The sequence below is a fragment of the Phyllobacterium calauticae genome (assembly GCF_019991125.1).
Classification (GTDB): Bacteria; Pseudomonadota; Alphaproteobacteria; order Rhizobiales; family Rhizobiaceae; genus Phyllobacterium; species Phyllobacterium calauticae.
Genome location: NZ_JAGENB010000006.1, coordinates 107,948 through 121,122, shown reverse-complemented (window position 1 = coordinate 121,122; position 13,175 = coordinate 107,948). Strand labels below are relative to the sequence as shown.

Sequence of the window (13,175 nt, the reverse complement as noted above, 5' to 3'; positions counted from 1 at the left end):
TCGACAGAATCGTGTCCTTCCGAGAGCAACAGGGAAATACAAAATTCATGGACGATAGCGTTCAAAAGTCCTGCTGGGGCATCACCGCCTGGGCAGTTGTCGGTTTCGCAGTGATCATGCTGGTGACCTATCTCATCGCGATGCACTGATAAAAAATCAGGCTCCAGTCCAGTTGAGCCGGAATAAATTTCTGATGGAGGGGTGCAGTGCGTCTGCACCCTTTTTCTTTGGTCCGGCATGTCGTAGAAACACAACGCTAGGTCGGTGGCTGGCTTCGGCTTATGCCTCGGAGCAGCCATTATAGCGCGATGCAATTTCACCATTTGAGGTAGCCGGATGTTCCTGTCGGTTTTCGATCTTTATAAAATCGGCATTGGTCCTTCGAGTTCCCATACGATGGGCCCGATGACCGCCGGCAGCCTGTTCCTCGAAGAGTTGAAGAACGGGCAATGGCCACGCCCGACCGGCGTGAAGGTGGATCGCCTGCGCGTGCATCTGCATGGATCGCTGGCGTTCACGGGCATCGGTCATGCGACGGACCGTGCGGTTGTTCTCGGCCTCTGCGGCCTTCTGCCAGCGACGATCGATCCCAACCAGATGGATGCGCTGCTTGAGACCGTCAAACAGGAAAAACGTATTCGCCCCGAGGGGCATCCCGCCTACCGCTTCGATCCGGCAACCGATCTGATCATGGACCGCAGGACGCCGCTGCCGGGACATGCCAACGGCATGGCCTTCGAAGCCTATGATGCGGATGAGCGCCTGCTTCTGCGCCGCATTTTCTATTCGATCGGCGGCGGCTTCGTCGTCACCGAGGAAGAGCTGGAAAGCGCAAAGACCCGCACTGCACCAAAACCCGAACATCCCGTGCCGTTCCCGTTCAAGAACGCGGCCCAGATGCTGGCCATGAGCGCGGAGAGCGGGCTCTCCATCGCGGAAATGAAACGCCGCAATGAAGAAGTCTTCATGAGCCGGGATGAGCTTAACGCCGGTCTTGATCGCATCTGGTCGGCCATGCGCTCCTGCATCGATCGCGGGCTGGAGCAGGAAGGCATCATGCCGGGCGGCCTCAAGGTCAAGCGCCGCGCCCGTTATCTGCATGACCGACTGCAGGAGGAATGGCGGCAGAACCGCATGAATCCGCTGCTGGCCAATGATTGGCTCTCCGTCTACGCCATGGCGGTGAACGAGGAGAATGCTGCAGGCGGACGGGTCGTGACCGCGCCGACCAATGGCGCTGCGGGCGTGGTTCCCGCCGTGCTGCGCTACTACCTGCATTTTCATGATGATGCCGATGCCGAAGGCATTCGCGATTTCCTGCTGACATCGGCGGCCATTGGCGGCGTCATCAAGCACAATGCCTCGATATCAGGCGCGGAAGTCGGCTGTCAGGGTGAGGTGGGCTCTGCCTCGGCGATGGCAGCGGCCGGGCTCGCTGCCGTCATGGGCGGCAATGCGGCCCAGATCGAGAATGCCGCGGAAATCGCGCTCGAGCACCATCTCGGCATGACCTGCGACCCCGTGGCTGGCCTCGTCCAGGTTCCCTGCATCGAGCGCAATGCGCTGGGCGCGGTCAAGGCGGTGACGGCCGCATCCCTAGCGATCAAGGGGGATGGCACGCATTTCGTGCCGCTCGACGCCTGCATCGAAACCATGCGCCAGACCGGACGCGACATGAACGAGCGTTACAAGGAAACCAGCCTTGGCGGTCTTGCGGTCAATGTCGTGGAGTGCTGAGATTGATTGAATCGGCGCGTGCAATACCCGCACGCAGCCGAAAACACTTTCAATAAATCAGATACAGTCAAATCCCAAAAAGCTGCCATAGTTTTCCTCCCGCCCGATCAGCAATGTTTGGTTGGGCTGCATAAAGGTATTGGGAGGACACTACCTTGGCATCACGATTGAATGAAAATACGCCAGAGGACCGTCCGGAGGACGAGAATCTGGGGCTGGCGGCCAATATGGCCTATGGCTTTCAGCATGTTCTGACCATGTATGGCGGCATCATTGCCGTTCCGCTGATCCTTGGCCAGGCGGCAGGGCTGTCGTCGAACGACATCGGCCTTTTGATCACCGCGTCGCTGTTTGCCGGCGGGCTGGCGACAATCCTGCAGACGATGGGCCTGCCCTTTTTCGGCTGCCGCCTGCCGCTCGTTCAGGGTGTGTCGTTTTCCGGCGTGGCGACCATGGTCGCCATCACGGGCAATGGCGGCATCGAGGCGGTGCTGGGTGCCGTGATGGTCGCCTCGTTCATCGGCCTGCTGATCACGCCGGTCTTTTCCAGAATTACCCGGTTTTTCCCGCCATTGGTCACCGGGATCGTCATCACCACCATCGGCTTGACCCTGATGCCGGTCGCCGCGCGCTGGGCGATGGGCGGCAACAGCAAGGCACCGGATTTCGGCAGCATGGCCAATATCGAGCTGGCGGCGGTGACCCTTGTCATCGTGCTTTTGCTCAGCAAGGTCGGCAGTGCCCGCATTTCACGGCTGTCGATCCTGCTGGCCATCGTCATCGGCACCCTGATTGCGCTGGCACTGGGCATGACCGACTTCTCCAAGGTGAGCGAAGGACCGTTCATCGCCCTGCCGACGATCTTTCAATGGGGTTATCCAACCTTCCAGGTAGCGGCGATCATTTCCATGTTCATCGTGATCATGGTCACGCTGGTCGAAACATCGGCGGATATCCTAGCCGTCGGTGAGATTATCGAGACCAAGGTGGACTCGCGCCGGCTCGGCGATGGTCTGCGCGCCGACATGCTGTCGAGCCTGATCGCACCGGTGTTCGGCTCATTCACGCAGAGCGCCTTTGCCCAGAATGTCGGGCTGGTTGCGGTAACCGGGATCAAGAGCCGCTATGTGGTGGCGACGGGCGGCCTGTTCCTTGTCGTTCTGGGTTTGCTGCCGGTCATGGGACGCATCGTTGCGGCGGTGCCGAGTGCGGTCCTCGGCGGCGCTGGCCTCGTGCTCTTCGGAACCGTGGCTGCCAGCGGTATCCGCACGCTGTCCAAGGTCGACTATGCCAACAACATGAACCTCATCATCGTCGCGACGTCGCTGGGGTTCGGCATGATCCCGATTGCATCGCCGAATTTTTACGATCATTTCCCCGCATGGTTCGCCACGATTTTCCATTCCGGCATCAGTTCGGCCGCGCTCATGGCGATTGCGCTGAACATCGTGTTCAACCATCTGACCGCGGGCAATTCGGACCAGCAGTCGGTCTTCGTCGCCGGTACCGAGCGGGTGCTGCGCTATCAGGATATCGCGCAGTTGCACGACGGTGACTATTTCCTCAATGGCAAGCTCTATGACGCGAAGGGCGTCGAGGTGCCGGTCGTTGCGGCGGACGTTCATGCCCCGGCGGTCAAACGGCAATCGGGCGGCGGGGCAGCCATACCCGCAACCGGTCACTGAGACTTTCACCGGCGGGCGGCATCGCCGTGCTTCCCGCCGGCGCTTTGTGGAGAACCCGCCGGTTTCGGTTGACCTTGCCGCCTGAAAGCGTCAAATCTCCTCCATGGCTCTCAATCTCGTCAAACTTTGTGTCGGCTGCACTGCGATCGAAGATCTCGCGGCGTGGATCGATTTTCGCCTGGATGAGCGCAGGCGTGCCGGCCTGTCGCCCGAACAGTTCCACACGACACGCATGGTTCCCAAGCGCGTCGAGGAATTGCTGGCCGGTGGATCGCTTTACTGGGTGATCAAGGGCAACATCCAATGCCGCCAGATACTGACGGACATTCGCACCTTCACCGATGACGAGGGGATTTCACGCTGCCATCTGGTGCTGGATCCGCGCATCATCGCGACGGAATGGCAGCCACGGCGGGCATTCCAGGGCTGGCGCTATCTGACAAGCGAGGATGCGCCGGCGGATGAGGGGCAGGGCAAGGGCCGGGCCAAGCTGCCGCCGGAACTGCGCAACGAACTGGCGTCGCTGGGGCTGCTCTAGACCCGAATCTTCAGGAAACCTTGAGGCGGACTGCGGTAACACCATTGTGACCGGCGGTGCGGATGTGCAAGCGCACGGGAGGCATGGCCGCACGGCGCGTTCTCGCCGCCTGGCACAGCAGCACGTTCACCAGGTCCATCGTCTTGAACGCTGAGTTGCCGCGCCGCAGATCGGCAAGGCGCTGCGCCGCCTGCTGCAACGCGTGCATACCGCCAAAGAGCGACCGGGATTCCTTGCCGGCAGCACCGGCAGAACCATGGAAATCATTGACACTCGACATTCGCAAAACCCTCAACTCTGTACAAACTGGGTCTTTCAGATCACTGCCTTACGATTGGGGCGCAATTGCAAAGCAGTGGTAGTTTTGACGCTTCAGCGCGGTGCAGGCATTGTTTGCAGCCTTGGCTGAGGCAATGCCGGCAAAGCGGGCGCGGTAATAGGTTGCCGAACCCTTCTGGAATTTTTCGGTGTAGGGCGACAGGGTGGCAAGCGAGCCGCCGACTTCTGATGCCGCGCGGGCAAGGATCGCCTTGGCTTCGTCGGCACTGCCCATCGAGCCGATCTGCACCATCCAGCCGCTGGCTGTACCCTTGTCCGAAGCCGATGCGGTGGTGACCGGATCGACCTCTGCCTCATCGTCGGATTCGGCTGCCGCAGCGCGTGCGGTCGGAGTCGGAACGGTCAGGATCTGCGCGGCTGGCGACTGGGCCGGGGCGGAGGCATAGGCCGTCACGACATTGCTGGTTTTCGCAACAACTTCGGCACGCTGTGTCGGCATCGGCGCATCGTCGTCTTCGGGCAGTTCGACGGCTGCGACCTGAACCTTGCTGTTCTTGCGCGAGGCCAGCAGATTGCCGCCGTCACGGCGCGAGGCGCTGGGCAGGTACTGTTCGATCAGCTTGGCCATCTGCGCATCGCGGGCGCCGCCGCTGGTGCCGCCCATCACGACCGCAACCATCTTCTTGCCGTCGACATTCACCGACGAAACGAGGTTGAAGCCGGAATCGCGGGTGTAGCCGGTCTTGATGCCGTCGACGCCGCGTACCTTGCCGAGCAGGCGGTTGTGACCGGCGATGCGGCGGCCGCGATAGCTGAAGCTGCGGGTGGAGAAATAATCATAATATTGCGGAAAATGCTCGCGCAGGGCGATGCCGAGCAGGGCAAGGTCGCGCGCCGACGAGCGCTGTTGCGGATTGGGCAGGCCCGAGGCGTTGCGGAACGTGGTATTGCGCATGCCGAGCTGGCGCGCCTTGTTGGTCATCATCTGGGCAAAGCGCTGTTCCGAACCGCCGAGATATTCGCCGATGGCTGTCGCCGAGTCGTTGGCCGATTTGGTGATGACGGAGAGAATGGCCGCTTCCGCACTGATGGTCTGGCCGGGCTTGAAGCCGATCTTTGTCGGCGGCTGGCCGGCGGCATAGGCGGAAACGGGAATGGGTGTCGACTTCGAGACTTTTCCGGCTTCCATCGCTTCAAACAGCATGTACAGCGTCATCATCTTGGTGAGGGACGCCGGAAAGCGCTGGGCATCGGCATTGGACGAGTAGAGCGTCTTGCCGGTGTTGGCATCCACCACGATGGCCGATGCCTTCGAGGATGCTTCTGCCCTGGGTGTCTGTGTCAGGCCTATTCCGGAAGCGAGCGCCAAAGCCAGGAATGTATGGGTAAGTCTGGTAAAAAGTCTGGAACCTTGGCGGGCTGGATAAAGCACAATCAACACCTGCTCATACTGAAGCGTATATGGAATTTGACTGACGTAATGTTGCGTCAGGTACGGATCGTCGAACATTACCCGCAACAGCGTTACCAAACTGTTTATGGTAACCGGAATGTTCACGAATTCCGCGGCATTGCGTTGTTTAAAATTGTCGGAAATTATTGCGATGCACAAAAAATTGACTTTTTGTGCAGTGCACACTAAATACGGCTACGCAGAAATTTAATCCATGGAAGGATTTATCATGGCCAACCCATTCGAAACTCTGAGTGAATCCAGCAAGGAATTCGTCAACAACTCGATGAAGAGCGTTTCGGTCCTGTCGCAGGGTTTGCAGACAATCGCCAATGAAGCGGCTGAATATTCGAAGAAGTCCTTCGAAGACGGCACGGCACTTGTTGAAAAGCTTGGCGCGACCAAGTCGGTCGAGCAGCTCTACGAGGCGCACACCGCATTCTCCAAGAAGGCCTATGAAGCCTTTGTTGCCCAGGCAACCAAATTCGGCGAACTCTATGCCGACCTCGCCAAGGAAGCCTACAAGCCGTACGAGGCGGCAGTTGCCAAGGTTACCAAATAAATCCAGCCTTATTTGCGGCTTGCGAAAGGTCCGGTTGCGCGCGCAACCGGACTTTTTTTATTTGCGCGCCCGAAAACGGGCCGAGTGATATTGCATGCTTTGTGAGAGGGCTTAAAATCAGCGCGTTGCGACCTACATAGGATACACAGGGCAACACATGACCACCAAATGCGGGTATTGGAAGAGATGAAGCGGTTTGCACCAACAATGCAAGATGAAGACAAAGGCAGCGGCAATGGCCCCGGCCGGGGAACGGCTGTCATCACACGTACCAAGCCTAAGCTGAAGAAGCCGAGTCTTTACCGGGTGTTGCTCCTGAATGACGATTACACCCCCATGGAATTCGTCATTCATGTTCTGGAACGCTTTTTCCAGAAAAACAAAGAAGATGCCACACGCATCATGCTTCATGTGCATAATCATGGAGTCGGAGAGTGCGGCGTCTTTACCTATGAGGTCGCGGAGTCCAAGATGACCCAAGTCATGGACTATGCGCGGCAAAACCAACATCCGCTACAATGCGTGATGGAGAAAAAGTGAGGTTTCATGCCATCTTTCTCACCTAGTCTGGAGCGGGCCCTCCATCAGGCGCTGACAATCGCGAACGAGCATCATCATGAATATGCGACGCTGGAGCATCTGCTCCTCGCGCTCATCGATGATCAGGACGCGAGCAGTGTCATGCGCGCCTGCAATGTTGACCTCGCACAGCTGACCCGCACGGTGACCGACTATGTCGATCACGAACTGGACAACCTTGTCACCGGGTATGACGAGGATTCAAAACCAACTGCCGCGTTTCAGCGCGTCATCCAGCGCGCCGTTATTCACGTTCAATCCTCCAACCGTGAAGAAGTTACCGGCGCCAACGTTCTCGTCGCTATTTTCGCCGAGCGGGAAAGCCATGCGGCGTTCTTCCTGCAGGAACAGCAGATGACCCGTTATGACGCGGTCAACTACATCTCCCATGGCATCTCGAAGCGCCCCGGCGCATCCGAGCCGCGCACCCCGCTGGGTACGGAAAGCAACAACGAAGAAAACCACGCTTCCGAGTCGGAAGAGGGGGCACCGAAGAAGAAGCAGGATGCCCTTACGGCCTACTGCAACAATCTGAACGACCGCGCGAAAGCCGGCAAGATCGATCCGCTGATCGGCCGCGATCAGGAAATCAACCGGACGATCCAGATTCTGTGCCGCCGTTCCAAGAACAACCCGCTTTATGTGGGTGATCCCGGCGTGGGCAAGACGGCCATCGCCGAAGGTCTTGCCAAGCGGATTGTCGAAGGCAAGGTGCCGTCGGTCCTGGCCGACGCCACGGTGTTTTCGCTCGATATGGGCACATTGCTGGCCGGAACACGCTATCGCGGTGATTTCGAAGAGCGTCTGAAGCAGGTCATCAAGGAGCTCGAAGAGTTTCCGGGTGCGATCCTGTTCATCGACGAGATTCACACGATCATCGGTGCCGGAGCCACGTCGGGCGGCGCAATGGATGCGTCGAACCTCCTGAAGCCGGCCCTGTCGTCCGGTGCCATCCGCTGCATCGGCTCGACGACGTACAAGGAATTCCGCCAGTTCTTCGAGAAGGACAGGGCGCTTGTCCGGCGTTTCCAGAAGATCGACGTCAATGAGCCGTCCATCCCGGATGCCATCGAGATCATGAAGGGTCTTCGCCCGTATTTCGAGGACTTCCACAAGGTCAAGTACACGGTGGAAGCGATCAAATCGGCGGTGGAACTGTCTGCGCGCTATATCAACGACCGCAAATTGCCCGACAAGGCAATCGATGTGATCGACGAGACAGGTGCCAGCCAGATGCTGCTGCCGGAAGGAAAGCGCAAGAAGTCCATCGGCGTGAAGGAAATCGAGGCAACCATTGCCACGATGGCCCGCATCCCGCCGAAGACGGTTTCCAAGGATGACGAAGCGGTTCTGTCCAATCTCGAGGCCGAACTGAAGCGCGTCGTTTACGGTCAGGACCTTGCAATCGAAGCTCTGTCCTCCTCGATCAAGCTGGCCCGTGCCGGCCTGCGCGAACCGGAGAAGCCGATCGGCTCCTACCTGTTCTCGGGTCCGACCGGCGTCGGCAAGACCGAAGTTGCCAAGCAGCTGGCGCTGTCGCTCGGCGTGGAACTCCTGCGTTTCGACATGTCGGAATATATGGAGCGTCACACGGTTTCGCGTCTGCTCGGTGCACCTCCCGGCTATGTCGGTTTCGACCAGGGCGGCCTTCTGACCGATGGCGTCGATCAGCACCCGCATTGCGTGCTGCTGCTCGATGAAATCGAAAAGGCCCATCCGGATCTTTTCAACATCCTGTTGCAGGTCATGGATCACGGCAAGCTGACGGATCACAACGGCAAGCAGATCGATTTCCGCAATGTCATCCTGATCATGACAACCAATGCGGGTGCTTCCGATGCCGCACGTTCGGCCATCGGCTTCGGCTCCTCGCGTCGTGAAGGCGATGACATGGAAGCGATCAACCGGCTGTTCACGCCGGAGTTCCGCAACCGTCTCGATGCCATCATTCCGTTCGGTCCGCTGCCAATTCCGGTTATCCATCAGGTGGTCCAGAAATTCGTCATCCAGCTTGAGGCACAGCTTGCCGACCGCGGCGTGACGTTTGATCTGAAGCCTGAGGCAATCGCCTGGCTGGCCGAAAAGGGTTACGACGACCGTATGGGCGCTCGCCCGCTCGGCCGCGTCATTCAGGAGCACATCAAGAAGCCGCTGGCTGACGAAGTGCTGTTTGGCAGGCTGAAGAAGGGTGGTACCGTTGTCGTCTCGGTTGCCGAGAAGGCCGATGGTTCCAAGGGGCTCGTGCTTGACTATATCGCCGACGAAGTGGCGGTGAAGCCGAAGCAGGAAATCGCCGTCGAGAAAAAGCCGGTGGCGAAGAAGAAGCCTGCGCCGAAGAAGCCGATACTTGAAAAAGTGACGGCCGGTCCTTCCATCGCCGACGAGCCAACGCCGCCATCGCGCGGCAAGGCATCGGTGCCCAAGGTGCCGCGCAAGAAGTAACGAAAAGGCCGCCTCCGGGCGGCCTTTTTCTTGCTGGCATCGCAGGATCGGGCTATCGGTTGAATCATGGGCGATTCCGAATTTCCTTCATCACAGACGCCGGCAGACGACACCGTGAGAACGCGGTTCTCATGGTTTCTGTCCGGCATGGCGATGATCTTCAGCATCCCGGCCTTCATTCTGATGACGGCGCATGTGGGCTTTGCCGGTTTTGCCAGCGAGAATGGCGTATCCCTGCTGCAGGCAACCTTCATGGTCGCGACGATCTGGGCGCTTCCGGCCAATATCGTCCTGATCGGCGCAATTTCCGGCGGTTATTCGCTCATAGGGGCGGCGGTTGCGGTCACCCTGTCGTCGATCCGTCTCATGCCGATGGTCGCCGCCTTCATCCCGGAAATGCGCGGGCCGAAGACGCGCAGGATCACGCTGCTTTTGCTGGCGCATTTCATTGCCGTCACCGCCTGGGTCATGGGCATGGAGCGCTTCCGCCACATTCCGCGCGATATGCGCGTCAGCTATTTCGCCGGGCTCGGCATCACGCTGACCGTGACCAATTCGCTCGTGGTGGCACTGGTCTATTTTCTGTCGACGGATTTCCCGCCGATTGTTTTCGCCGCGCTGTTCTTCCTGACGCCAATGTATTTCCTGACGTCGCTGTGGGGATCGGCGCGCGACCGGTCGGTCCATGTGGCCATGGTATCGGGCCTCGCGTTGTTCCCGCTCATTCATCACCTGGCACCGGCCTATGATCTGCTGCTGACGGGCTTTGCCGGCGGCGCGGTGACGATGGGCTATGTACGGTGGGCGAGGGGGCGCGCAGCATGACCTGGCACAGCCTGACCGACTGGTGGTGGCCCTATCTCTTCATCCTGCTGGCGGGCTGGCTGCCCACGGATATCTGGCGCTATCTGGGTGTTCTCATCGGCGGCCGCGTGCGCGAGGATTCCGATGCGCTCATCGCGGTGCGTGCCGTTGCAACGGCGCTCGTCGCGGGTGTTATCGCCCAGCTCATTCTTTATCCCAGCGGGGCGCTGGCCGAGTCCTCGGTGTTCCTGCGCATTGGTGCCGCCGCTGTCGGGTTTCTGGCCTATCTGCGTCTGGGCCGCCATGTGATTGTCAGTGTGATCGCGGCGGAGATCGTCTTGATAATAGGGCTTTTTCTCAATTTTTAGCTTTGATTAAGCCAATCGCTTAACGGGATAAACATCCCCGCTCTCTAGGTTTGCCGGAGTACTCGTGCGGGGAGTTCAGATGAGGTCGAAGAGTCAGACCCTTTGGAAAGCATTGGTTGTTGCCGGAATACTGCTGATCGACGCGGTGTGGATTGCCGTGTCTGACTTCCGGTTCGACACTTTCAGTGCCTTGAAAGCGGTCGTCCTGACAGGCCTCTGCAGCATCGTGGCTTATATCTATCATGCAAAGCGGCCAGTGCGTCATCTGAGTGTGATGTGCGTTGAAACGGCGATTCTCATGGCATTCAGCGCTGCCGCGGCGGTGTTGAGCTATCTGGTGACATCGCTTGATTTTCCCTCCGTTGACACGCCGCTTATGCGCCTTGACGCTCTGCTTGGCTTCGACTGGCTCGCCTATGCGCAATATGTTGGCGATCACCCGTGGCTGGGTCTGTTGTTCTCGATTACCTATCTGACGACGTTGGCTCAAGTCGCCTGTGCCGTCATCATCCTCGGCGTGATGGAGGATGCGAAAAGGGCACAGCATTTCGTTGCAGCTGTCATGGCGGGCGCCCTTGCGTGCATCTTGATTTCGGCGGTTCTGCCTTCAGCCGGAGCATTGGCGACTATCAAACCTGCCGATGCCATATGGAAAATACACAGGCCGGTGGTGGATCTCGCCTATAAGCAGACCTTCTTTGATCTTCGTTCCGGCGTTGATCAGTGGATTTCGTTCTACTCCATGAAAGGACTGATCGCATTTCCGTCCTATCACGGGACCCTCTCGGTCCTGCTGGTCCTGGCTTTTTCCGGCGTCCGGTTCTGGTTTCTGCCGATCCTGATATTGAACACCATTATCCTGATCGCCACGCCGATCGAGGGAGGACATCATCTCGTCGATGTCATCGCAGGCGTCGGCGTGGCTCTGATATGCTGGTACGGTACCGGCCTGTTTTACAAGTCGGGCCGTGCTGTCGCCGCCAGAACGATCTCACGTCCTGCCATGGCGACAGCCTAAGCGACCTGTGCGAGCGCCTGTCTGATTTTGTCAGCGTTGGCGGCGAGCACGCCCTGATCCTCCATCTGACCCGTATGAGGCTTCAGTGCAACGCCCTCGAATCGCGGAATGATGTGGAAATGCAGGTGGAAAACCGTCTGGCCCGAGGCCGGTTCGTTGAACTGGCTGACTGTCACGCCATCCGCGTCAAAGGCCGTCTTGACGGCGCGCGCAAGCTTCTGCGTCGTGGCAATGGCCGCCGCGAGGCTGGCCGGTGCGGCATCGAGGATGTTGCGCGAGGGCTGCTTGGGTATGACCAGGCAGTGGCCCTTGCCCTGCGGCATCACATCCATGAAGGCATAGGTGTCGGCATCCTCGTAGAGCTTGTGGGACGGAATCTCGCCGCGCAGGATTTTTGCGAACACATTGTTGTCGTCATAGGTCTGGCTCATGGGGCACCCGTCTTTTCTGAATGATGAATCGGATGTTTGCCATGTGTTGCCGCAAGGTCAAGCGTGCCCGGGCAAATGGTGTGTTCAGCAGTCGGATTTCTTGAAGGGGGCGTGTTCGTTCAGCACGTCGCTCATCATCGCAACGTCATTGCGCTCGTGCTCAAGAAAACCGGCGACGGCGCGGCGCAGACCCTCATGCGCGATATAGTGGGCGGAATGGGTGGTGACCGGCAGATAGCCGCGCGCCAGCTTGTGCTCGCCCTGGGCGCCTGCTTCGACCACATGCAGCTTGCGTTCAATGGCAAAATCGATGGCCTGATGATAGCAGACCTCGAAATGCAGGAACCGGTGGTCCTCGATGCAGCCCCAGTGGCGGCCAAAAAGCCGGTCGGAACCGATAAAATTGATGGCTCCGGCGATGTAGCGGCCGCCGCGCCGCGCCATCATCAGGACGATGTCGCCGGGCATGCGCTCGCCGATCAACCGGTAGAATTCCCGGTTGAGATAGGGGCGGCCCCATTTGCGGTTGCCGGTGTCCGTATAGAAGGTGAAGAAGTCGTCCCAGACCGGTTTGGTCAGGGCGCTGCCGGTGAGGCGGTCGATCACGATGCCATCAGCCAGCGCTTCGCGCCGTTCGCGCTTCAGGGCCTTGCGTTTGCGCGCGGCAAGACTGTCGAGAAAATCATCATAGGTTGCATAGCCTTCGTTGAAGAAGTGAAACTGCTGATCGATGCGATGCAGGAAACCGGCTTCGTTGAATGCCGGCAGATCGTCTGTATTCACAAAGGTCGAATGCGCGGATGAAACGCCGAGCTGTCCCGTGAGCTGCCGCAGCCCATTGGCAAGCGCGGCCCGGACAGCCGGACCGTCCCAGTCCCGATGCACAAGCAGGCGAGGGCCCGTTGCGGGCGTGAAGGGAATGCTGGCCTGCAATTTGGGATAATAGCGCCCGCCAGCCCGCTCGAAGGCGTCGGCCCAGCCATGGTCGAAGACATATTCGCCCTGGCTATGGCCCTTCAGATAGCACGGCACCGCGCCGATGACTGTCCCTGTGGCATCCTCGAGGCGCAGGAACTGCGGCAGCCAGCCGGACTTGCGGTCGACGCAGCCGGAATCCTCAAGGGCGGAGAGAAAGGCGTGCGAAAGAAACGGATTGTAGCCGGGCGCGCCGCTCGACGTTCCCGAGAGCTGCGACCATTCCTCCGGCGTAAACGCGCCGATTCCATCGCCGACGCGCAAGGTAAACTCGCCCTGATCAAGATTTGACATTGCTGAACTT

General features: G+C 59.2%; 13 protein-coding genes. 9 read left to right on the top strand and 4 right to left on the bottom strand.

Annotation, left to right across the window (positions count from 1 at the left end; translation table 11 throughout):
- Positions 1-336 precede the first annotated feature (336 nt).
- The 3 genes from J1W56_RS19985 (at position 337) to J1W56_RS19975 (ending at position 3,960) form a co-directional block, all read left to right on the top strand.
- On the top strand, positions 337-1,737 hold the full coding sequence (locus tag J1W56_RS19985) for an L-serine ammonia-lyase (RefSeq protein WP_223615047.1): 1,401 nt from the start codon (positions 337-339) through the stop codon (positions 1,735-1,737).
- A 155-nt stretch (positions 1,738-1,892) separates the two neighbouring features.
- Complete coding sequence (locus J1W56_RS19980) at positions 1,893-3,422, top strand: nucleobase:cation symporter-2 family protein (RefSeq protein WP_404928505.1); 1,530 nt, start codon at positions 1,893-1,895, stop codon at positions 3,420-3,422.
- Positions 3,423-3,525: 103 nt separating this feature from the next.
- Entirely contained in the window at positions 3,526-3,960 is a 435-nt protein-coding gene (locus J1W56_RS19975; RefSeq protein WP_105732907.1) for a DUF1489 family protein, read from the top strand.
- Positions 3,961-3,970: 10 nt separating this feature from the next.
- On the opposite strand, the gene J1W56_RS19970 is transcribed toward J1W56_RS19975, so the two are convergent.
- Positions 3,971-4,240, bottom strand: coding sequence for a hypothetical protein (locus J1W56_RS19970; RefSeq protein ID WP_223615046.1), 270 nt, complete (start codon positions 4,238-4,240; stop codon positions 3,971-3,973).
- Between the two features lie 48 nt (positions 4,241-4,288).
- Positions 4,289-5,749, bottom strand: a complete 1,461-nt coding sequence (locus J1W56_RS19965) for an SPOR domain-containing protein (protein ID WP_404928575.1) — start codon at positions 5,747-5,749, stop codon at positions 4,289-4,291.
- Positions 5,750-5,921: 172 nt separating this feature from the next.
- On the opposite strand from J1W56_RS19965, the gene J1W56_RS19960 reads away from it, so the two are divergent.
- From J1W56_RS19960 to J1W56_RS19935, 6 genes are all read left to right on the top strand, one after another.
- The gene (locus tag J1W56_RS19960) at positions 5,922-6,254 is read left to right on the top strand and encodes a phasin family protein (RefSeq protein WP_223615045.1); all 333 of its coding nucleotides are present in this window, start codon (positions 5,922-5,924) and stop codon (positions 6,252-6,254) included.
- A 186-nt stretch (positions 6,255-6,440) separates the two neighbouring features.
- Positions 6,441-6,794 (top strand): ATP-dependent Clp protease adapter ClpS, encoded by a 354-nt coding sequence (gene clpS, locus J1W56_RS19955; protein WP_105733146.1) that lies wholly within the window; start codon positions 6,441-6,443, stop codon positions 6,792-6,794.
- 6 nt (positions 6,795-6,800) lie between these two features.
- Complete coding sequence (gene clpA / locus J1W56_RS19950) at positions 6,801-9,275, top strand: ATP-dependent Clp protease ATP-binding subunit ClpA (protein ID WP_223615044.1); 2,475 nt, start codon at positions 6,801-6,803, stop codon at positions 9,273-9,275.
- 66 nt (positions 9,276-9,341) lie between these two features.
- The gene (locus J1W56_RS19945) at positions 9,342-10,100 is read left to right on the top strand and encodes an AzlC family ABC transporter permease (RefSeq protein WP_404928502.1); all 759 of its coding nucleotides are present in this window, start codon (positions 9,342-9,344) and stop codon (positions 10,098-10,100) included.
- Positions 10,097-10,447, top strand: coding sequence for an AzlD domain-containing protein (locus J1W56_RS19940; protein WP_223615043.1), 351 nt, complete (start codon positions 10,097-10,099; stop codon positions 10,445-10,447). The genes J1W56_RS19945 and J1W56_RS19940 overlap by 4 nt, the downstream gene beginning before the upstream one ends.
- Positions 10,448-10,526: 79 nt before the next feature.
- Positions 10,527-11,465, top strand: coding sequence for a phosphatase PAP2 family protein (locus J1W56_RS19935; RefSeq protein WP_223615042.1), 939 nt, complete (start codon positions 10,527-10,529; stop codon positions 11,463-11,465).
- Here J1W56_RS19935 and J1W56_RS19930 read toward each other — a convergent pair.
- Positions 11,462-11,896, bottom strand: a complete 435-nt coding sequence (locus J1W56_RS19930) for an HIT family protein (protein WP_223615041.1) — start codon at positions 11,894-11,896, stop codon at positions 11,462-11,464. The two genes, J1W56_RS19935 and J1W56_RS19930, sit on opposite strands and share 4 nt — an antisense overlap.
- Before the next feature lie 84 nt (positions 11,897-11,980).
- Positions 11,981-13,165: a GNAT family N-acetyltransferase gene (locus J1W56_RS19925; protein ID WP_223615040.1), complete on the bottom strand. Its 1,185-nt coding sequence runs from the start codon at positions 13,163-13,165 to the stop codon at positions 11,981-11,983.
- Between the last annotated feature and the right edge of the window lie 10 nt (positions 13,166-13,175).

Bases quoted from the DNA above. Each gene is read 5' to 3' on its own strand.
- J1W56_RS19985 (WP_223615047.1), top strand. From the start codon at position 337: ATGTTCCTGTCGGTTTTCGATCTTTATAAAATCGGCATTGGTCCTTCG.
- J1W56_RS19975 (WP_105732907.1), top strand. From the start codon at position 3,526: ATGGCTCTCAATCTCGTCAAACTTTGTGTCGGCTGCACTGCGATCGAA.
- J1W56_RS19970 (WP_223615046.1), bottom strand. From the start codon at position 4,240: ATGTCGAGTGTCAATGATTTCCATGGTTCTGCCGGTGCTGCCGGCAAG.
- J1W56_RS19965 (WP_404928575.1), bottom strand. From the start codon at position 5,749: ATGTTCGACGATCCGTACCTGACGCAACATTACGTCAGTCAAATTCCA.
- J1W56_RS19960 (WP_223615045.1), top strand. From the start codon at position 5,922: ATGGCCAACCCATTCGAAACTCTGAGTGAATCCAGCAAGGAATTCGTC.
- clpS (WP_105733146.1), top strand. From the start codon at position 6,441: ATGAAGCGGTTTGCACCAACAATGCAAGATGAAGACAAAGGCAGCGGC.
- clpA (WP_223615044.1), top strand. From the start codon at position 6,801: ATGCCATCTTTCTCACCTAGTCTGGAGCGGGCCCTCCATCAGGCGCTG.
- J1W56_RS19945 (WP_404928502.1), top strand. From the start codon at position 9,342: ATGGGCGATTCCGAATTTCCTTCATCACAGACGCCGGCAGACGACACC.
- J1W56_RS19940 (WP_223615043.1), top strand. From the start codon at position 10,097: ATGACCTGGCACAGCCTGACCGACTGGTGGTGGCCCTATCTCTTCATC.
- J1W56_RS19935 (WP_223615042.1), top strand. From the start codon at position 10,527: ATGAGGTCGAAGAGTCAGACCCTTTGGAAAGCATTGGTTGTTGCCGGA.
- J1W56_RS19930 (WP_223615041.1), bottom strand. From the start codon at position 11,896: ATGAGCCAGACCTATGACGACAACAATGTGTTCGCAAAAATCCTGCGC.
- J1W56_RS19925 (WP_223615040.1), bottom strand. From the start codon at position 13,165: ATGTCAAATCTTGATCAGGGCGAGTTTACCTTGCGCGTCGGCGATGGA.